This is a genomic window from Rhodococcus sp. IEGM 1306 (genome assembly GCF_036541985.1).
GTDB classification, from domain to species: domain Bacteria; phylum Actinomycetota; class Actinomycetes; order Mycobacteriales; family Mycobacteriaceae; genus Rhodococcus_F; species Rhodococcus_F qingshengii.
Window position 1 is genome coordinate 522,972 of record NZ_JAZHFF010000001.1, and the last position, 18,685, is coordinate 541,656.

Consider the following 18,685-nt stretch of genomic DNA (forward strand, 5'->3'; position numbering starts at 1 on the left):
TCGTAGGGAACACTGAGACCCATGAGCCTTTCGATAGCCGACTCCGGCATCCGTCTGGCTGTGCTCTGCATCGTCATGGCACTTGTCGCCACGCTCGTCTACCGATTCACCTATCTCGGTAGCGTTCGGGTGGTCCCCGGTGCCCTCGCTCGTGGCGCTCTTCAGCTGGCTGCGATTTCGTTGATCCTTGCCGCCGCCTTGGCCCACATCTGGTCGGCGCTCCTCGTGCTCGTCGGCATGTTCGTTGCAGCGTCTTTCACCGCGGCACGACGCTCGAACGCGGGGACGTCCGGAGTTTGGCTGACCATCGCGTTGGCGTCGGGAATCGGTGTGGTTCTGCCACTGATGCTGCTGTCCGGAGTGGTTCCGCTGCAAGGCGTCGCTCTGGTGCCGATCGGCGGCATTGTTCTGGGTGGCGCGATGACTGCAACATCGATGGCAGCCAAACGCGGACTCGACGCCGTCGACGACCGGTACGGGGAAGTGGAAGCAGCACTGAGCCTTGGATTTTCCCAACGAGATGCGCGGTGGGAGGTAGCCCGCACCGCTGCCTCCGATGCTCTGCTGCCTGGAGTCGACCAGACGCGCACCGTCGGCCTCGTGACATTGCCCGGAGCCTTTGTCGGTGTGTTGCTCGCGACGGGATCGGCCGTTCAGGCCGGTGCTGTGCAAATTCTTGTATTGGCAGGGTTGTTGTTGGCACAAACTTGCTCGGTGACCGTGGCGTTGGAACTCGTCGCCCGCGGTTTCGTCTTTCGAGGTCAAGCTGTCAGGCCTGCGCGAGTTCGTTGATCTTGTCGCTGCGAAGGACGCGGCCGGGAAGATCGGGGGTGTTTGCCGCGAGGGTGATCATTGCCCTGCCGATGTTTTCACTGGTGGTCACGCTGCTGGGCCACACCCTGCGTAAGAGTGGGTGGAGAGGCACGGAGATTTGATACGACCGTTTCGATTCGTGAATCGTCCATGTATTCGACCAGCACTCTGTTGCCGACCATCACAACGGAACGGACTGGAGATCATCCGGCCGGAATGGCCAACTGAACGCTTGACCTGCAATGATGAGTCCATTTTGATCCGACTCGCGACTAAAGTCCCTACAAACCGGCTGGACGGTTGGCTGAAAATAGTTTTATGGACGAAGGAGTTGATGAAATACACGTTCTCGGATCGGAGTCCGCCGGTCGAATGGTAGAGGCGTCGGCGATCATCGTTCTCGGTGCGCTCTGTGCAGTAGTCGCAGGTTCGGGTGTGTTCTTTGTCGTCGGATCGATTGGTGGCTTCGCCCGATTGCTCTACCTGGTTGTTCGTGGTCCGCTCAACTCTTGCTCGGTACCGGTGTCGAATGTCGAGCTGGCGCCTTCGAGAACGTCATGTGGTCGTTGATGCTCCCGAACGTCGAGTGAAGACGATCAAGGATGTAGTTCTGACGCATGTTCCACGGTGACTTCGATCCCTGCTTCGGGAACTGTTCCACAGCACGCATGACGTACCCCGACGCCAGGTCCAGGATCGGCCGCTGGTCCATCTCTTCGCTCGCGTGCGGCACGCACTTCGAATAGCCGCGCTTGTCCATCTCCGTCAGCAGTCGGCAGACGTACATCGACGTGAGATCTGCTCGCAGAGTCCACGAGGCGTTGGTGTAGCCGACGCACATCGCGAAGTTCGGTACGTCGCTGATCATCATGCCCTTGTAGACGTAACGATCACCGAGGGTGACGGGTTCGCCGTCCACTTCGATCGACATCCCGCCGCACGCTTCCATCTTCAATCCTGTTGCAGTGACGATGATGTCAGCTTCGAGTTCGCGACCTGGCGCGAGACGAATTCCGGTCTCGGTGAAAGTGTCGATGCGATCGGTCTCGATCGAGGCCTTGCCGGATCGGAGGGCTTTGAACAAATCGCCGTCCGGTACGACGCACAAGCGTTGATCCCAGGGATCGTAGGTGGGTGTGAAGTGAGGATCGAGTGGGATCTCTTCCGGGAGTTGGCGACTGATCGCGAGGTTCAGCAACCGCTTTGCGCGCGCAGGACTGCGCCGGCACAGTTGGTAGAAACTCAGGTTCACTACGATGCTCTTCCATCGAGCGATGCTGTGCGCGAGTTGATTCGGCAATACTGCGCGGATGGTGTCCGATACCTTGTCGCTGGACGGCAGAGCCAGAATGTATGTCGGTGATCGCTGGAGCATGGTGACATGGCTCGCGTCGCGCGACATCGTGGGGACCAAAGTGACTGCGGTGGCGCCGCTTCCGATCACAACGATCTTCTTGTCGGAGTAATCGAGATCCTCGGGCCAGAACTGCGGGTGCACTACGTCGCCGCTGAATGATTCACGTCCAGGGAAGTCGGGGGTGTATCCGCCTTCGTAGCTGTAGTAACCACTGCACAGATAGAGGAAGTTGCAGGTCAGGGTTTCATCTTCGTCACCGGTCGTGACAGTGACCGTCCACGTCGAGTCAGCTGACGACCATGATGCGGCCGTCACCTTCCGGTTGTACCGAATCTTCTTGTCGATCCCGTTCTCTCGCGCGGTGTCGCGCACGTACCGGAGGATCGAATCACCGTCGGCGATTGCTTTGGTATCTGTCCACGGCCGAAACGGGTAGCCGAGCGTGAACATGTCGGAATCCGACCGGATGCCAGGGTATTTGAAGAGGTCCCAGGTTCCGCCACTGTTCGCGCGGGCCTCGAGGATTGCGTACGACTTGCCGGGAAGCTCGGTCTGGAGTCGATACGCAGCACCGATGCCGGACAAGCCGGCGCCGACGATCAGGACATCGAGGTGTTCGGTGCTCATCAGTTCGGACTCCGTATCGATCGTGTGGGGCCACCGGGCAGGCTAAGTGTTCGATCTCCACACTACTGAACGATGCTCAGTAAGGCGAGGATGACCATGTGATCGTCGGCGGTCGGATAGCCGCACACAGTGGTTTACCTGCGGCGTCGGTGAGGCCGAGGTCTCCGTGGAGCATGCCGGAAGCGTCGGCCTCCTCGGCGATGTGCTCGGGGATCGCGTCGAGCATCAGCTTTGCGCGCCGAAACATCTCGAACGTCTGGTCATCGGATACCGTCACCCAGGACAGGTAGATGAAGCGTCCGCGAGGTGGACCCTGGATGTATGGACCGAGTAAGTCCCAGGCACCGGACTTTCGCTCCAGACTCGCTGTCAGTTCCCATCGCACTGTCTCGGTATCTCCCGGTACGAGGTCGAGGATTTCGTGTGGCTTGCCTCGGCGCTGAACGCCGACGTGGATGTTGCTGCGCTCTTCGAAGGTTGCGGTTTCGGAACACTCACGTCCGGGCAGGCTGTGACCGGTGATGATGATCTGCATATCGACATCATGCTCTGCATAGGTCGGGAGGGGTTGGCGTGGTGAGTCGTTCGGGTAGAACCTCTGTTGCGGCCGTGGTGGCGAGCATTCTGTTGTCGGGTCTCGGGTGGGGGTCAGGTGTTGCAGTGGCGACGGCGGACGAACCGGAAGTCGCGGGCGCGCTGGAGTCCTATGGCGAACTCTCGGCCGCAGTGTTTCCGGTCGGCGCCGGTGAGACGCAGCGGGTCGTCTATCGAACTCTGCGTACCGCTGACAGATGGGGAGAGTCGTCAGGGTCCGTGTTTCTGCCGGAAGGCGCCCCACCGGCGGGCGGTTGGCCCGTCATCTCCTATGCCCACGGAACTTTGGGCAGTGCGGATCAGTGTGCACCCTCGTCGACCGGATTCGGTCCGGGCGAGATCGAACCGATCGAACGCTGGTTGGAAGAGGGATACGCGGTGGTCGCTACCGACTACTCGGGACTTGGTACCGACGGGGTGCTGGCCTATCTCGACGGACATGCCGCTGGCGCGAATGCGGTCGACATCGTGCGGGCTGCGCACGAGTTGTACGGCAATGTGCTGAGTCCGCGGTGGATGGTTGCGGGTTTGTCCGAAGGTGGTCATGCGGCGTACTTCGCGGGACACGAGGCCACCACTCGTGCACCGGAATTGGATTTCCGCGGCTCGGTCGTTGTTGCCGGCCCCACACACATGGAAGGGCTGTTTCCGTTGGGCGGACCGCTGTTTCCCGACATCGGCATCACCGGGCTGGTGGGATACGCGCTGTACGTTCTGGCCGGGATCGACGATCAACGACCCGAAGAGAACATTCGCGAGGTTCTCTCGCCGCAGGGGATCGAGTGGATGGAAAAGGCTCGGACACTGTGCGCCGGAGATCTCGGCCGACACATTCGAGCCGAACGAATCCAGTTGAGCTCGTTGTTTTCTCGGTCGGTATGGACGCCGCGCATGTACGACCTGTTCCGCGAGATGATGCAGGTGCCGGTCGACGGCTACGACCGTCCACTGCGCGTGGTGCAGAGCGTGTCGGACACAACGGTTCCTGTCGCCCTTACCTGGGCGCAACTGCTCGACATGCGTTCGCGAGGAACGCAGTTCGAGTATCAAGAACTCGCCGGAATCAGCCACGGTCAACGACGGTCGCTTCGATGGACCAGACCATGGAGTTCATCGATCGATTGATGAGGTGATGTCCTGGTGGTGTGGTTGTCCAGGGTGGTTGTTCAGCGCATACGCCGCGGACCGTAATCGTGGCCACCGTTGGCGAACCACACGATTGCCGCAATCGCGTACAGGATGCAGACCAGGAGTAGTAGCCCGCCTGCGATCCACAGCGAGATCTGACCGAGCCGTTTCACTCGATCGGACGCATACCGCGACCCGGCCACATCGCCGTCAGCCCACAGCGGATACACGTTGAAGGCGTGCGTGAAAGCGGAGAAGGAAAGCGGCCAGAAGAACAGCAGCGAGACCACTGCCCAGCCCGCATTGACGGGTGGTCGAATCGGGTGCTGAGGAACGGATTGCTGGACAGTGGGTTGATCCGGGGTGGTCATGGGGCTCCTGACATGAGGTGGCCCTTTCGACGCTACTGCGATGGAGCTGAAGAATCACTGAAAAACGGTGTTCGGTGATGCGATGTGGATCAGCGGCGTAAGTGTGCTGGATCAGCCGCATTGCCAGTCGTGACCGCTGGTGGTGGTTCCGGGTCATTGTTGTGCAGACGAGGGGCGTTCACGTCAGCGCAACTCGATGCCGCTCCGCGAGCATCCTCGCTACCGGCAGGACGTCCTTTGCTGCCATCTCGATACGTTCGAATACCTCGGGATTGAGGATGGTCGTTCCGTCGAAATCACCTGAGCTGAGATAGATTCCGACCGGAGCGGTCAGCGCTTGGAAGAAAGCGAACAGTGGCCGCAGGGCATGATCCAACACGAGAGCATGGCGGTCGCTACCACCTGTAGCGGCAAGAATCACCGGAGTGTTGGCAAGCGCGTACTGGTCGACGAGATCGAAAAAATGCTTGAACATTCCCGTGTACGAGCCGCGGAACACCGGTGACGCCGCGATGACGATATCGGCGGACTCGACTGCTGCCAGCGCTTCGACGGTCACTGAGTCGACGTGATCGCGATCCAGAGCAGATGCAAGACCTGGAAGCAGATCCACGATCTCGAAAACTCGTGTGTCGATCTGCTCGAAGTCTCCCAAGGTTTCGACGATCAGGTCGACGAGGGCACGAGTCTTGGAGGGTTTTTGGAGGTTGCCGACAACGGCAACAATTTTGAGCGGTGTGCTCATCGAAACTCCTATTCTTGGGACGACTTCAGCGATTCGATTTCCTTACGCACAACGGGGGCTACTTCGGTGCCGAGGATCTCGATCGCACGCAGCATGTCCTTCTGTGGCACGTTGCCGAACCCCATCTGGATCATGATGCGGTCATGATGGAACAGTTCGTACTGCGCCATCGTCTTGTCGATGATTTCCTGCGGGCCGCCGAGGAAGAACGCACCCGCGGTGGTTGCCTGCGCTTCATATGCCCTGCGCGGCATGGGAACTCCGTTTCCGCGCTGATGATGATTCTGCATCCACCCGGCCTGGAAGTACGGGTACGACGTGTCGAGTGCTGTTTGCTTCGAGGTATCGACAAATCCTGGCGAAGCAATCGAGACAGCCAGTTTCTTCGGATCGTGTCCGAACTCCGCTGCAGCCCTGCGGTACAGATCGACGAACGGTTCGAACTGTTGGTAACTTCCACCGATGATGGCCAGTGAGAGGGGCAGGCCCAGTTTCGCGGCACGGACGACAGAGGCCGGAGTACCTCCGACTGCGATCCACACCGGAATCTGACGGTCCGGGCGGGGCGTCACGTCACCGTCGATCAGTGGTGGGCGAAGTTGTCCTTCCCAGTTGATCGGGTTCTCGTCGCGCAGTTTCAGTAGTAGATCAAGCTTTTCGGCGAAGAGTTCGTTGTACTGGGACAAGTCGTACCCGAAGAGCGGAAATGACTCCGTGTACGAACCTCGGCCGGCAATGATCTCGGCACGGCCTTCGGAAAGCAGGTCGACTGTCGCGAACTGTTGGAACACACGTACGGGATCATCGGAACTGAGTACGGTTACGGCGCTGGACAGCTTGATGTTGTCGGTAGCCTGAGTCATTGCCGCGAGCACAACTGCAGGGGCTGAGACTGCGAAGTCGGTGCGATGGTGCTCGCCGACGCCGAAGACATCGAGTCCAACCTGATCGGCAACGGTTGCCTGCTCCACCAAATGACGAAGGTGGACACCGGGATTCATCATCGCGCCGGTAGTGGGATCTGGGGTGAGTTCACCGAAATGGTAGACGCCCAATTCGAAAGCCATGTTGTTTCTCGCTATCTGTTCGTGGGGGTGATGGAGAGTTGTTCTACGTGCGCATCGCATGCGCCGCCTTGATTCGTGTGATGTGTGGCAAGTCGGGAGAAGAAGCGTTCGAGTACCGGAAGCTCCTCGGTTTCAATGAGATCGGAGAAGTATTCGGCGATCCCTCGCGTGTGTATGGCGGACGCTTTTCGAAGCGTCTTCTTGCCCGCAGGCGTCATCGATACCGTCACGACGCGTCGATCGTTGTCCGGTCTAACACGCTCCACTAATCCGGCCTCGACCAATCGATCGACGACGCGCGTCACGCCACTGGTGGTGACCAGGACCAGTTCGGCCAGATCGCCCATTCGGATCGTGTTTCCCGGAGCTTCGTGCAGTCGGAGCAGAACGTCGTACTGGCCAAGGGTGAGTCCGGTGGTGGTTCGAAGGTCCGCCTCCATCTTGCCGAGGATGACGCTGTGGGAGACGACGAGGTCGCGCCACACACGACCACGTACGTGTTCATCAGTTGTCATCGGTGACGCCCTCCATTTATTTGCGACCGCAAGTATTGCTTACTCAAATAATACGCGTGCGACCGTCGAACTATTCCCTGCTCTCATTTGTGCTGGTAGCAAGGTATTGACTCGAACACGTGTTCGAGTATTGTTGGGGGTGGGGATCGGGGGATTCAATGAGTGTTCTGTTGTCGGATGTGGTGTCTGGTTCTGCGGTGGGGTTGCGCGGACGCCTGTGGCAGTTGACGGCTTCTGAGTTGCGTGCTGCTGCTGTCGAGGCGAGTGCGGAGATTCTTCGTCTCGAGGCTGTGCGGGTGGCGGTGGTGGACGAGTTGTCGTTGCGCCCGGATGATCAGGTGATTGCCAGTCGCGGTGTGGGTGCGTGGTTGGCGGCGAACACGATGCTGCAGGTTCGGGACGGGAAGAAGATCGCCGCGTTGGGTGCGGCGTTGCGGCCGTTTCCTGCGGTGGCTGCTCGGTTCGATGGCGGGGATTGCTCGTTCGATCATGCCGTGTTGATCGTGGCGTTCTGTGAATCACCACCGAAGGGGATGCCAGACGCCGCGCTCCCTCGCTGTATCGACCTACTGTTGGCGGCTGCTTCCGGAGTTGAGGCGACGACGACGAAAGTACGGAACGTGATCGCGACGTTGGAGAGGTTGTTCGAATCGGATGAGATCCCGCCCGCCGAGGATGTCGATCTCAACGAGTTGCGGATCGCGTCGACCTTGAACGGTCGAGTGGTGGTGCGCGGTGATTTCGATGCCCTGACCGGTGAAATGTTGTTGTCGGCGTTGTCGAATCTGACGATGCCGACCCCGGCACCGGATGGGACGCCGGATGCTCGGTCGGCGGCGAAGCGGACGGCGGACGGGTTCACCGAACTGATCCGCCGGTACCTCGATTGCGCCAAGACCGGAACCGACGGTGGTCAGCGTCCACACGTGAACGTGCACATCAATGCTCGTGATCTCGCTGAGCATCGGGATTGCGCCGCGTCGCCTTCTGATGTGGACGACGAAGGCTCACCCGATCTGGACTTGTCGGATCTTGATGTCGGGCACATGCCCTGGCTCGGGCCACTGTCCGTGTCACAGACCCGACTTCTCGGCTGCGACTGCTTCCTCTCCACCGTTCTGCTCGACGATCACGGCGCACCGCTCGATGCGAAACCAGGAAAGAGGTTGGTCAACGCCGAACAACGCGTCGCGTTGATCGCCCGAGACAAGGGCTGCGCCTTCCCGGGCTGCACGTGCGTGCCGGCGTGGACTGATGCGCACCATATCCGGCACTGGGCCAACGGCGGCCCGACGGTGATGAACAACCTGGTCCTGCTGTGCCGTTCACACCACCGGCTGATGCACCGAAAATCAGGGTTCGTCGGGAAATGGGAAATCCGAATCGGAGTCGACAACAAACCCTGGTTCATCCCGCCGCCCTCGATCGACCCCGGACAGCAACCCAGGCCGGCGAACACCACCTTCAAAACCTGAGAGGTCAAACCTCTTTGGCGACAACAGAACACGGACCGAGCACCGCATCGAAGGGATCCTCCGATGCGGTGCCAACCGGCCGTGGAGGAGTCGAATCAGTGCTTCGAGCGCTTGTGGCGGTACATCTCCGCATCGGCCGTATCCCAAGTCTCGGAAAGGCTTTGGGTCATGGAAAAGTCGGCTCGACCGATCGAACAACAGACGTCGGCATTCCGGAACGCCTTCTCCAAACACTCGAGCAGGTAGTCGACGGCGCGCGGCTGTGTATCGGGCAGAGCGATTCCGAACTCGTCTCCGCCCAACCGTGAAACCACCGCACCAGGGTGCGCGCACGCTGCCAAGATCTTGCCGGCCCTTTGAACGTATTCGTCGCCCGCGGCGTGGCCGAGTTCGTCGTTGATGGTCTTCATGCCGTCCAGATCGACGATGATGATAGCTCCCGGATCGGCGAATTGGCGGTACCGAGTTTGCTCGGCCTCGAGGATGCGATTCCACCCGCGCCGATTGAGAAGACCTGTCAACGGGTCGGTCTCGGCATCGAGTTGCGCAGTTTCGGCCAGTCGGACTGACTGCGCGCGCTGATAGTCGACATCGAGAATGGTTCCGAGAAGTCGGCACAGGAGATTGAGGAGGGCTAGGTTGTCCTCGAGTGCGGAGTCGCCCGCACTCGGGTCGGCGCCACACAGAGTGCCGAAGAGACTGCCGTCGTTGTGGAGGATTGGGATGCTGACGTATGCGCCAATGCCTTCCCACCTGCCATCGCGGGACAGTGCGCGCACGAGCGCGCGATTCGATGAGACTGGCGGCGCATTTCCGAGTACCACCTCGCTGCACATGGTGTTTGGCCAAGCCCGGGTCTCGCCGACTTCGATGTGAAGTGGGTTGGGTGAGACGGTGAGAAAGATTTGATTGGACCCGTCGAACCGCGTGATCGACCACAGTGCCAGCGGAAGATATTCGTCGAGGTAGGACACGACCGAGCGACTTGCGTCGTCGAAATTCGTCAGAGGTGGCAAGAGTGGCAACATCGGGATGGTGCGCGCCTGGCCGTGCGGCATTTTTGACCTCCTGATCGACCCTAGGATTCTGTCGATGTTCAGGCTCTTGGTCCCGCGTGCGACAAATCGTCCACGAACAGTCTGCCTCGAGAATCCTCGCGATTGCTGAAAGTGTGCTGTGATTCTTCCGACCGCGGGGCCGTGGATTCTTTGGTGGCCAGCTAATCTTCCGGTATGGAGCTGGCGCGTGGAGCGAACACAGTCGTTGAGGGAACTTCGCTGAAGGTGGCGGTGAACGGTAGCGCCCCGGGCACGGTAGACCTGATGGTGTTCCAGCTCGACGAACGGAACAAAGTACGGGACGACGCAGATTTTGTCTTCTTCAATCAGCCGGTCTCACCCGAAGGCGCGGTGCGCTTGGAGTCCGGCGGCGTCATCGAAATCGACATTGCGAGGTTGCCCGCTGACATCCATCAGCTGAGTGTTGCCGTGGCACTTGATGCGGCGGCAAACGGAACCCTGTCTGCTGTCGGGGGCCTTGGGGTCGTGGTGGAGCAGGTTGGTTCCACCGCCATCGTGGCTCAGGCTTTGGGGTTGACGAGTGAGAGAGCAGCGGTTCTCGTCGAGATCTATCGCCGCGGCACGGGCTGGAAGCTGCGAAACGTGTCAGCTGGCTGGGACAGCGGATTGGCGGACCTGGTAACAGCATTCGGCGTTTCGGTCGACGAGGAACCGCCGGCTCGACCCGCCGGCTCTGCTGAATCGACAGGCGGTATCCGGACCGTGCCCGACGAAGCCAAACTCTCCATGGTGAAGCGGGAGAAGCTGGACCTCCGAAAGCGCGAAGTGGCCAAGGTCCTGCTGACCAAGGGTGGCAACGGAATTCGGGCACGGGTGGTCCTGGTGATCGACAAAACCGGAAGTATGGCCAAGCAGTACCGCACCAGAGTGGTGCATCGTGTTGTCGAACGCATGATTCCCGTTGCGATCCAACTCGATGACGACGGCAAGCTGGAGCCGTACTTGTATGCAGTCAGCTTCGTCAAACTTCCCGAGATCTCTGTCCATGACGCGGAAGAGTGGTCGGATACCTACCTGCACTTGCGCGGCTCGCACGGCGGATTCAACTACGACAAGATCGGCGCCGCAAATCGTGAAGTGCCGATCATGACTGAGATTCTCTCCGGCCTGACACGTGGTTCGGCGCCGACGCTCGTCCTGTTCTTCACCGACGGAGGCTTCAGCGAGCGCAAGGAAATCACGAAATTGATGCGCGAAGCGTCTGGGCTCCCGGCCTTTTGGCAGTTCGTCGGAATCGGCAAGGCCAACTACGGAGTGCTGGAGAAGCTCGACGATCTCGACGGCAGGGTGGTCGACAATGCCGGATTCTTCGCGCTGGACGACATCGACACCGTCGACGACGCCCAGTTGTACACCCGTTTGCTGAGTGAATTCCCGGATTGGCACAAGGCAGCTGTAGCCGCGGGCATCACGACGCCGTGATTTAGCTGGTCGAAACCAACTGCGGTGCATTCTCTTTCAAGAATTCGTCGATGTGCGCCCAGGTGGAGTCTCTCGCGGTGGGGCCGGCAACGAGCCCGAGGTGACTTCCCGGCGCCTTCTCGAACCGGACCGACGGCGCGCCGGTGAGGACCGACGTGATCGCTTCCACCGAAGCGATGGGTGCAATCACGTCAGTGGTGCCGCCGACCGCGAGAACGGGAACGCTCAGAGCTGACAGTTTGATCTCGCGTCCGGCAAGCGTGACGGTGTCGTTGAAGAGATTGTTGCCCAGCATGAGTTGTTCGCAGATCTGCTGAAAAGCCTTGCCAGGGTATCCAGGCATGGCTGCCATGAACTTGTCTATCGATTCCATGCGAGCCAGTGTCTCGGTGTTGTGGAGGTTGCGCATGATGAACCATGGCTTGAGAACTTCGCGCTGCAACGCCGTCACCTTGTAACTCGCCTGAACGAGTGGAGCAGGTAGTCCGCCGACAAGATTGGTCGCGGACGTGAGTGGGGTGTCGCCCGTGTATTTGCCGATCAGCCTCAAGGGGCTGATAGCGGGAATCTTCGTGTAATCGATTGGCGTTCCGATTGCCGTGATCGATGCGATCGGCAGGTCGGAGTGAGCGGAGCCCGTGAGCAGAGACATGGTCCCGCCGAGGCTCCACCCGATCAGCGAAACCGGTGCGCCGTCATGTAGGTCCGAGATCGTACGGATCGCTTCCGGGATGATGTCGTCGACCCAGGCCTCGAAACCCATCCCGCGGTCGGAGTACCGCATGGTCCCGTAGTCGAGGAGGTAGGGCGTGTTCGCCCCATCCAGTAGGTGCGCGGCGAGGCTTTGGCCCGCACGAAGGTCGTAACAGTCGGCTGAAACCGCGAGGGGCGGTACGAGGAGAACCGGATTACCTCTTGGCCTCCACAATGCGCCGAAGCGATACAGATCGCGGTGTGGACCTTCGCTTATCAGCACGGACGGGGTGCGTTCGGTCTTCTCGACACCGTCGCCGAACGAGAGTCCCCATGCATTGCGTGCTGCGGTGTCCAGCGTCGGACGCCACGTCGCGATCAAACCACTGATATCGAGCACTGGTTCCCCTCGGAGTCGAATCGGCGGACGGCCGAGTCAGCCGCGCTCGGTGTATGTTACCTGCCTTCACATACATCGATCTCGGGGGTGTAAAAACCCAGCTCGGCAACGGAGCCACCGTGCCGAGCTGGGCTGATCGGGGTGATATGGCAGTGATCGGGTGGGGACGATCAGGCGGGGACGATCAAGCCCGTCGCCGCTGTGGCCGTCGCGTATCGCTGTGCAACGTCTTCCCAGTTGATGACGTTCCAGTAGGCCTTCACGTAGTCGGCCTTGACGTTCTTGTACTGCAGGTAGAAAGCGTGCTCCCACATGTCGAGCATGAGCAACGGAACGATACCGATGCTGATGTTGCCTTGCTGGTCGGTGAGCTGCTCGATGACCAGGCGCTGCCCGACCGTGTCGTAGGCCAGTACCGCCCAGCCGGACCCCTGCAAAGTGGTTGCTACAGCGGAGAAGTGGTTGACGAATGCGTCGAAGGTGCCGAAGTGCTCGTCGATTGCGGCTGCCAACTCGCCCTCTGGCCGCTCACCGCCGTTGGGGGAGAGGTTCTTCCAGAAGATGGAGTGATTGGTGTGGCCGCCGAGGTGGAAGGCGAGGTTCTTGCTGAGCAGCGGCGCCTTCGCGGTGATCGTGCCGTCTTCGCGCGCAGCAGCCAACTGCTCGATTGCGCTGTTGGCGCCCGCCACGTACGTGGCGTGGTGCTTGCTGTGGTGCAGTTCCATGATCTCGCCGGAGATGTGCGGTTCGAGAGCGGCGTAGTCGTAATCCAGTTCGGGGAGAACGTATTCAGTCATGTGACATGCCTTCCTTTGAGGAAATGTTGTGAGTCGAGAGATTCCGATAGGTTCGATTGTGATAGACGAGCGGCGCTGACATGTGCTGCGGATCGATGACGTCGACGACGCGTGCAGTGACGATCACTGCGGCGCCACATGTAGTGGCATTCAAGGGAACCGCACGCAGGGCGTGGCCTGTCCCATGTAGGAACGGTTCACCCGTCGAGAGAAACGACCAGGGCATATCGTCTCCGAAGCGCACAGCGCCGCGGGTTGCGAACGTGGAAGCCAGTCGTTCGTTCGCCGAATTTGCCAGGTGAACAACAAAACTGCGGGCGGAAGCGATGACGCTCGCAGAGCCTCGCAACGACTGCAGTGAAAACGCCAGAACTGCAGGATCGGCGCTGATCGAGATCACCGACGACGACGTGATGCCGGCCGGGCCGTCATCGCCCGTTGCGGTGATGATCGAGACGCCGGCGGGATGGTTCCGGAACGCCTCGACGAAGGAGTTTCGGATGGACGGCTCCGCATCAACAGAGTCGTCCGAAACAGATTGGGTGCCAACCAGTTTTGTGGTCACTCCTCGCCCCTCTTCTGTCTCGGGTTTTGCTGCCGTTGCACTGTCTTGTGCAATACCGACGTTAAAACCTCGAGTGCAGTTGAGGTCAAGATGCTGTGGCGGACCTCACCGTCCGAGCTTGGCTGCCAGACGTTCCATGTATCCGACAACCTCGTCGGGGCTCTTGTCCGGAGTGCCGAACATTGCTTCGGTGACACCGATGTCTTCCCAGTGGGCGAGCTTCTCCGGATCGGGTTTGCCTGCCAGGACGGTTATTTCAGGCTCGCCGACTCTACCTGCTTCGGCCCAGATCTTTCGGAGCAGTTCCACGTTTCCGTCGATCTCCTGCTCGATGGGTGTGGTGATCCACCCGTCGGCAGACTTTGCGATCCACTTGAAAGTCTTCTCGTTGCCGCCGCCGCCCAAGAGGATGGGAGGACGGGGCTTCTGAACGGGCTTGGGCCAGGCCCAACTAGGCCCGTACTTCACGAATTGGCCGTCGTACGAAGCTTCTTCCTTCGACCACAGTTCACCCATGGCTTCGAGATACTCCCGGAGTGCGGTCCGGCGTTTGTTGGGCGGTACGCCGTGGTCGGCGAGTTCCTCTGCATTCCAGCCGAATCCGACTCCGAAAACCACGCGTCCGTCGGAAAGATGGTCCAGCGATGCGATGGTTTTCGCGAGAGTGATCGGATCGTGCTCGAGGGGGAGTGCCACCGAGGTGCCCAATCGGATGGTGCTCGTGACCGACGCGGCGGTGCCGAGGGCAACCCAGGGGTCGAGTGTGCGCATGTAACGGTCGTCGGGCAATTCTGCCGACTGGGTTCCGGGGTGATCGGAATCCCTAGATACGGGGATGTGAGTGTGCTCCGGAACGTAAAAGGCGTCGAATCCATTCGCCTCCGCCGCCTTTGCTGCATCGGCAGGGCGGATGCCGCGATCACTGGTGAACAGGCTGAGTCCGTAGCGCACTGGTTCTCCTTCGATGGTCCGTCGAAAAACTGTAACCTGTTGCATCTTCGTTCGGATAGGTTTCCAGCCCAGTAAATCGATTGCCGACGTGACCGGGGACGTGGTGAACTCGGGCGGACTTGTTGTGGGTCGAGAAGTGGATGCAGTAGAGGTGGATGCAGTAGTGATGGATGCAGCGGAGATGAATCGGTTGTCGTGGAATGCGGCGACCGTCGCTCACAACAGTCACAAAGGAGACCAGGCACAGTTCTTTCGCAACGGCGGGTCGACCTTGTATCCGGAAGAACTGGCGCTGCTCGGCGAGATCGACGGCTCCTCGATTCTTCATCTGCAGTGCAATTCCGGTCAGGATTCGTTGAGTTTGGCCGCTCTCGGTGCCGCGGTGACCGGCGTCGACATCGCGGATTCCGCGATCGACTTCGCCCGAACCTTGTCCGCGGAATCCGATATTGCCGCCGATTTCGAGCGTGCCGATGTATCTGCGTGGCTCCGCGCTGCTGCCGCTGGCCAGAGAAAGTTCGACCGAGTCTTTTCTTCGTACGGAACGGTGATCTGGTTACCCGATCTCGACGAGTGCGCCGAGGGGATTGCCGGTGTTCTGGCGCCGAACGGTCGATTCGTTCTGGTGGAGTTTCATCCGTTTGCCATGTGTTTCGACGAGAAGTGGTCGCTGACATACCCGTACGGAGGCGGGACTCCCGTGACCGAACCCCGTGGCGTGGGCGACTACGTGGCAGATTCGGCCGATCTCGTCTTGCCAGGCGCTGAGGGAAACGGAGTCGAGAACTTCGAAAATCCTTTCCCCTCATGTGAATTCAACTGGTCCATTTCCGAGGTTCTAGGAGCTTTGCGGCGCGCCGGATTGACGCTCGAGTCCTTCGACGAGTACCCGTACGCCAACGGTTGGCAAGGATTCGAGGAGATGGCTGAACTCGGCGGCAAGCGTTGGGGAGTCCCGGCCGGACGACCCGAGATCCCGCTCATGTATTCGCTGTCGGTTCGCTTGGCCGATTGACGCCTATTTCCCCCGCATTTGCGGGTAATTGCAGACACAGGTAGTAATTACCCCCATGCCCTCGACGCCACTGACACGACGCATCGCCGTCGACCTGTGCCGTCTTGGTGCCAACTGCTGTTGCTGTTGATTCCTTCCGACTCTCCTGAGTGAGAATGGCGCCGCTCTGTGCGCCTTCGCCCCTGCATATGCGCCCGTTGCTGCATGTGTGCCGGAATTTTCCGTACGTCGAGGAAGAACAGCGATGTCGACTCCTGTCGAAGCAATAGAACCAACATCAGTCACGGAACCGAACCGTGAGCCGCGTCGGCCGTGGACTTCGAGTGCGACCACTGTCGGACTGCCGGTGCTTTCCGTGATCGCATTCTTGGCCCTGTGGCAGGTCGCTGCCGCGAGCGGCACCTGGAGTGAGACCTTCGTGCCGTTCCCGAGCACGGTCTGGCATGCCTTCGTCAACACGATGACCACGCACGACGGAGTGCGCGGCTACCAGGGCTACCTGCTCTGGGAGCACCTCTACATGACGCTGCGACGGGTGCTGGTCGGTGTGATCATCGGCGTCGGATTGGGCGTGATCCTCGGTTTGGCCATGGGATCGGTGACATGGCTGCGGAGCCTGCTCGAACCGTGGTTGACGTTCCTGCGCGCACTGCCGCCCCTGGCGTATTTCTTCCTGCTGGTGATCTGGCTGGGAATCGACGAGGCGCCGAAGATTACATTGCTGGCGCTCGCTGCTCTTCCGCCGGCGGCGGTGGCCACCACAGCTGCTGTGGTCGCGGCGCCGGTCGGACTGGTCGAAGCGGCGAGGGCACTGGGAGCCTCACGGGCGCAAGTGATCCGGGACGTCGTCGTCCCGTCGGCCTTACCGGAAACTTTCACGGGCATTCGGCTGTCGGTAGGTATGGCGTACTCGTCGGTGGTCGCGGCCGAACTGTTCAACGGCATACCCGGAATCGGCGGAATGGTCAAGGATGCAAGCAATTACAACAACACGCCGGTCGTGCTGGTGGGGATCTTTGCCATCGGATTCTCCGGCCTGATCATCGACGGACTGCTGCGGGCTGCAGAGCGCCGCGCCGTTCCCTGGAGGGGAAAAGTATGACTGACAATCAGAAACACGCCAGCAGCAATCTGAAGCGCAGCAGTAATTCGACGCGCAATGAAGGAAGGGCTTCCCGGACGGCGTTCACGGTGCTGATCGGCGTCCTTGCCCTTGTTCTCGGTGCGTGCTCGGTGGATCATTCGGGCCAGGATTCGTCCAAGGAAACGATCCGTATCGCTTACCAGTCGTTCCCGAGCGGCGACTTGATAGTCAAGAACAATCGCTGGCTCGAAGACGCACTGCCCGAGTACAACGTGAAGTGGACGAAGTTCGATTCGGGAGCCGACATCAACACCGCCTTCATCGCCGGTGAAATCGATTTCGGCGCAATCGGTTCGAGTCCGGTTGCTCGTGGCCTCTCGGCACCGCTCAACATTCCGTATCAGGTCGCGTTTGTTCTGGACGTGGCCGGCGACAACGAAGCCCTGGTGGCGCGCAACGCAACCGGAATCAAGACCGTCGCAGATCTGCGTGGCAAGAAAGTGGCCACGGCATTCGCCTCGACCGCGCACTACAGTCTGCTGGCAGCACTGAACCAGGCCGGACTCAGTGCCGACGACGTCCAATTGGTGGATCTCCAGCCGCAAGCATCCCTCGCAGCCTGGCAGCGCGGTGACATCGATGCCGTCTACACCTGGCTGCCCACGCTCGACGAACTCCGTAAGGACGGAACACAGTTGATCGCCAGCCGTGAGCTCGCGACAGCAGGAAAGCCGACACTCGATCTTGGTGTGGTGTCGACTGCGTTTGCCAAGGATCACCCCGAGATCGTCGACACCTGGCGCCAGGTTCAGGCCCGCGCGCTCACGACGATCGCCACTGATCCGAACGCGGCAGCGGAAGCTGTTGCCGCACAATTAGGCGCCTCGAAGGACGACGCGGCAGCGCAGTTGAAACAGGGTGTGTTCCTCACTCCGGAGCAGATCTCCTCGCCGGAATGGTTGGGCACCGAGGGCGCTCCCGGGAATCTGGCAGTGAACCTGCAGAGTGCAGCGCAATTCCTGGCCGAGCAGAAGCAGATCGACAGTGTGCCTGATCTGGCGGTCTTTCAGAATGCTCTCTATGTGAAGGGGCTTCCCGATGTCCTTGACCAGTAGCGTGACCGCACAGCAGGCCTCGGGAGGATTCGCTGCCGACCGCCCGGGCGCGATCCGAATCGACACCGTCTCGCACAGGTACGGCCACGGTCGAGAGTCCGTCACGGCACTCGGGCCCGTATCGATCGACGTCACACCTGGTGAGTTTCTGGTTCTCGTCGGAGCGTCGGGTTGCGGCAAGAGCACATTGCTGCGGCTGATCGCGGGTTTCGAAAATCCTTCCAGTGGAACGGTTCAGGTCTCCGGATCCGACCCGATTCCCGGGTCGAGTGCGGGAGTGGTGTTTCAGCAGCCACGGCTCTTTCCGTGGAAATCGGTGGGCGGCAACATCGATCTGGCACTCAAATACGCCGGCGTTGCGAAGAGCGAACGCGGGCAAAGGCGTGACGAGCTTCTCGACCGCGTCGGTCTGGTCGGCACTGCGGACCGGCGTATCTGGGAAATCTCCGGCGGGCAGCAGCAGCGGGTGGCAATTGCTCGTGCCTTGGCGGCCGAAACGTCGTTGCTCCTGTTGGACGAACCCTTTGCCGCGCTGGACGCCCTCACTCGCGAGCGTCTGCAGGAGGACCTGCGCAGTGTCAGTGCCGAATCGGGGCGAACAAGTGTCTTCGTCACTCACAGTGCCGACGAGGCGGCCTTTCTCGGCTCCCGCGTCGTAGTTCTGACAAGCCGACCGGGCAAGGTCGCGCTCGACCTGAAAATCGATCTGCCACGAACCGGCGTCGATCCCGACGATCTCCGAGGCTCACCCGAATACGCGGCATTCCGAGCCGAAGTCGGCCATGCGGTCAAGGTTGCAGCTGCAGCGTAGGTACCCTGCGCGTCGACTACCAGGTGGCTGCGTCGATAATGGGAAGGAGAACGTGCAGGAC

Annotated in this window: 19 protein-coding genes; 8 read left to right on the forward strand and 11 right to left on the reverse strand. The window is 60.4% G+C overall.

Annotated features, from left to right (window positions below):
* The first annotated feature begins 21 nt into the window (after positions 1-21).
* Positions 22-792 (forward strand): ABC transporter permease, encoded by a 771-nt coding sequence (locus V3587_RS02630; RefSeq protein ID WP_283376088.1) that lies wholly within the window; start codon positions 22-24, stop codon positions 790-792.
* A gap of 523 nt (positions 793-1,315) precedes the next feature.
* On the opposite strand, the gene V3587_RS02635 is transcribed toward V3587_RS02630, so the two are convergent.
* On the reverse strand, positions 1,316-2,797 hold the full coding sequence (locus V3587_RS02635) for a flavin-containing monooxygenase (RefSeq protein ID WP_283376089.1): 1,482 nt from the start codon (positions 2,795-2,797) through the stop codon (positions 1,316-1,318).
* A gap of 76 nt (positions 2,798-2,873) precedes the next feature.
* Positions 2,874-3,332 carry a DUF5990 family protein gene (locus V3587_RS02640; protein ID WP_042452701.1) on the reverse strand — a complete coding sequence of 153 codons (459 nt, stop codon included), beginning with the start codon at positions 3,330-3,332 and terminating at the stop codon, positions 2,874-2,876.
* Positions 3,333-3,370: 38 nt separating this feature from the next.
* Between V3587_RS02640 and V3587_RS02645 the strand changes: the two genes are divergently transcribed.
* A complete protein-coding gene (locus V3587_RS02645) occupies positions 3,371-4,516 on the forward strand; it encodes an alpha/beta hydrolase (RefSeq protein ID WP_283376090.1) in 1,146 nt (381 codons plus the stop codon).
* 41 nt (positions 4,517-4,557) lie between these two features.
* Here V3587_RS02645 and V3587_RS02650 read toward each other — a convergent pair whose 3' ends face one another.
* The 4 genes from V3587_RS02650 to V3587_RS02665 all read right to left on the reverse strand — a co-directional run bounded on the left by V3587_RS02650 (position 4,558) and on the right by V3587_RS02665 (position 7,217).
* Entirely contained in the window at positions 4,558-4,890 is a 333-nt protein-coding gene (locus V3587_RS02650) for a CD225/dispanin family protein (protein ID WP_007731480.1), read from the reverse strand.
* Between the two features lie 178 nt (positions 4,891-5,068).
* Positions 5,069-5,635, reverse strand: a complete 567-nt coding sequence (gene msuE, locus V3587_RS02655) for an FMN reductase (protein ID WP_283376091.1) — start codon at positions 5,633-5,635, stop codon at positions 5,069-5,071.
* An 8-nt stretch (positions 5,636-5,643) separates the two neighbouring features.
* Positions 5,644-6,702 carry an LLM class flavin-dependent oxidoreductase gene (locus tag V3587_RS02660; RefSeq protein WP_058226200.1) on the reverse strand — a complete coding sequence of 353 codons (1,059 nt, stop codon included), beginning with the start codon at positions 6,700-6,702 and terminating at the stop codon, positions 5,644-5,646.
* Positions 6,703-6,713: 11 nt separating this feature from the next.
* Positions 6,714-7,217, reverse strand: coding sequence for a MarR family winged helix-turn-helix transcriptional regulator (locus V3587_RS02665; RefSeq protein WP_007731489.1), 504 nt, complete (start codon positions 7,215-7,217; stop codon positions 6,714-6,716).
* A 158-nt stretch (positions 7,218-7,375) separates the two neighbouring features.
* Between V3587_RS02665 and V3587_RS02670 the strand changes: the two genes are divergently transcribed.
* Positions 7,376-8,692 (forward strand): HNH endonuclease signature motif containing protein, encoded by a 1,317-nt coding sequence (locus V3587_RS02670; RefSeq protein ID WP_283376092.1) that lies wholly within the window; start codon positions 7,376-7,378, stop codon positions 8,690-8,692.
* Between the two features lie 95 nt (positions 8,693-8,787).
* Here V3587_RS02670 and V3587_RS02675 read toward each other — a convergent pair whose 3' ends face one another.
* Positions 8,788-9,750: a sensor domain-containing diguanylate cyclase gene (locus tag V3587_RS02675; RefSeq protein WP_030535217.1), complete on the reverse strand. Its 963-nt coding sequence runs from the start codon at positions 9,748-9,750 to the stop codon at positions 8,788-8,790.
* A 174-nt stretch (positions 9,751-9,924) separates the two neighbouring features.
* Between V3587_RS02675 and V3587_RS02680 the strand changes: the two genes are divergently transcribed.
* Positions 9,925-11,193: a vWA domain-containing protein gene (locus V3587_RS02680; protein ID WP_065351361.1), complete on the forward strand. Its 1,269-nt coding sequence runs from the start codon at positions 9,925-9,927 to the stop codon at positions 11,191-11,193.
* Between the two features lies 1 nt (position 11,194).
* On the opposite strand, the gene V3587_RS02685 is transcribed toward V3587_RS02680, so the two are convergent.
* The 4 genes from V3587_RS02685 to V3587_RS02700 all read right to left on the reverse strand — a co-directional run bounded on the left by V3587_RS02685 (position 11,195) and on the right by V3587_RS02700 (position 14,599).
* A complete protein-coding gene (locus V3587_RS02685; protein ID WP_058226197.1) occupies positions 11,195-12,286 on the reverse strand; it encodes an alpha/beta fold hydrolase in 1,092 nt (363 codons plus the stop codon).
* Between the two features lie 170 nt (positions 12,287-12,456).
* Positions 12,457-13,083 (reverse strand): superoxide dismutase, encoded by a 627-nt coding sequence (locus V3587_RS02690; protein WP_030535220.1) that lies wholly within the window; start codon positions 13,081-13,083, stop codon positions 12,457-12,459.
* Positions 13,076-13,648, reverse strand: coding sequence for a flavin reductase family protein (locus V3587_RS02695; protein ID WP_042451450.1), 573 nt, complete (start codon positions 13,646-13,648; stop codon positions 13,076-13,078). Before V3587_RS02695 ends, V3587_RS02690 begins: the two co-directional genes overlap by 8 nt.
* Before the next feature lie 105 nt (positions 13,649-13,753).
* On the reverse strand, positions 13,754-14,599 hold the full coding sequence (locus tag V3587_RS02700) for an LLM class F420-dependent oxidoreductase (protein WP_161120087.1): 846 nt from the start codon (positions 14,597-14,599) through the stop codon (positions 13,754-13,756).
* Positions 14,600-14,687: 88 nt separating this feature from the next.
* Between V3587_RS02700 and V3587_RS02705 the strand changes: the two genes are divergently transcribed.
* The 4 genes from V3587_RS02705 to V3587_RS02720 all read left to right on the forward strand — a co-directional run bounded on the left by V3587_RS02705 (position 14,688) and on the right by V3587_RS02720 (position 18,624).
* On the forward strand, positions 14,688-15,614 hold the full coding sequence (locus V3587_RS02705) for a class I SAM-dependent methyltransferase (RefSeq protein WP_283376093.1): 927 nt from the start codon (positions 14,688-14,690) through the stop codon (positions 15,612-15,614).
* 244 nt (positions 15,615-15,858) lie between these two features.
* Positions 15,859-16,716, forward strand: coding sequence for an ABC transporter permease (locus V3587_RS02710; RefSeq protein WP_003939782.1), 858 nt, complete (start codon positions 15,859-15,861; stop codon positions 16,714-16,716).
* Positions 16,713-17,813, forward strand: coding sequence for a taurine ABC transporter substrate-binding protein (locus V3587_RS02715; RefSeq protein WP_058226194.1), 1,101 nt, complete (start codon positions 16,713-16,715; stop codon positions 17,811-17,813). The genes V3587_RS02710 and V3587_RS02715 overlap by 4 nt, the downstream gene beginning before the upstream one ends.
* Positions 17,797-18,624, forward strand: a complete 828-nt coding sequence (locus V3587_RS02720) for an ABC transporter ATP-binding protein (RefSeq protein WP_003940591.1) — start codon at positions 17,797-17,799, stop codon at positions 18,622-18,624. Before V3587_RS02715 ends, V3587_RS02720 begins: the two co-directional genes overlap by 17 nt.
* Positions 18,625-18,685: the final 61 nt, after the last annotated feature.

Bases quoted from the DNA above. Each gene is read 5' to 3' on its own strand.
- V3587_RS02635 (WP_283376089.1), bottom strand. From the start codon at position 2,797: ATGAGCACCGAACACCTCGATGTCCTGATCGTCGGCGCCGGCTTGTCC.
- V3587_RS02670 (WP_283376092.1), top strand. From the start codon at position 7,376: ATGAGTGTTCTGTTGTCGGATGTGGTGTCTGGTTCTGCGGTGGGGTTG.
- V3587_RS02715 (WP_058226194.1), top strand. From the start codon at position 16,713: ATGACTGACAATCAGAAACACGCCAGCAGCAATCTGAAGCGCAGCAGT.
- V3587_RS02710 (WP_003939782.1), top strand. From the start codon at position 15,859: ATGTCGACTCCTGTCGAAGCAATAGAACCAACATCAGTCACGGAACCG.
- V3587_RS02665 (WP_007731489.1), bottom strand. From the start codon at position 7,217: ATGACAACTGATGAACACGTACGTGGTCGTGTGTGGCGCGACCTCGTC.
- V3587_RS02630 (WP_283376088.1), top strand. From the start codon at position 22: ATGAGCCTTTCGATAGCCGACTCCGGCATCCGTCTGGCTGTGCTCTGC.
- V3587_RS02680 (WP_065351361.1), top strand. From the start codon at position 9,925: ATGGAGCTGGCGCGTGGAGCGAACACAGTCGTTGAGGGAACTTCGCTG.
- V3587_RS02675 (WP_030535217.1), bottom strand. From the start codon at position 9,750: ATGCCGCACGGCCAGGCGCGCACCATCCCGATGTTGCCACTCTTGCCA.
- V3587_RS02690 (WP_030535220.1), bottom strand. From the start codon at position 13,083: ATGACTGAATACGTTCTCCCCGAACTGGATTACGACTACGCCGCTCTC.
- V3587_RS02660 (WP_058226200.1), bottom strand. From the start codon at position 6,702: ATGGCTTTCGAATTGGGCGTCTACCATTTCGGTGAACTCACCCCAGAT.
- V3587_RS02720 (WP_003940591.1), top strand. From the start codon at position 17,797: ATGTCCTTGACCAGTAGCGTGACCGCACAGCAGGCCTCGGGAGGATTC.
- V3587_RS02650 (WP_007731480.1), bottom strand. From the start codon at position 4,890: ATGACCACCCCGGATCAACCCACTGTCCAGCAATCCGTTCCTCAGCAC.
- V3587_RS02640 (WP_042452701.1), bottom strand. From the start codon at position 3,332: ATGCAGATCATCATCACCGGTCACAGCCTGCCCGGACGTGAGTGTTCC.
- msuE (WP_283376091.1), bottom strand. From the start codon at position 5,635: ATGAGCACACCGCTCAAAATTGTTGCCGTTGTCGGCAACCTCCAAAAA.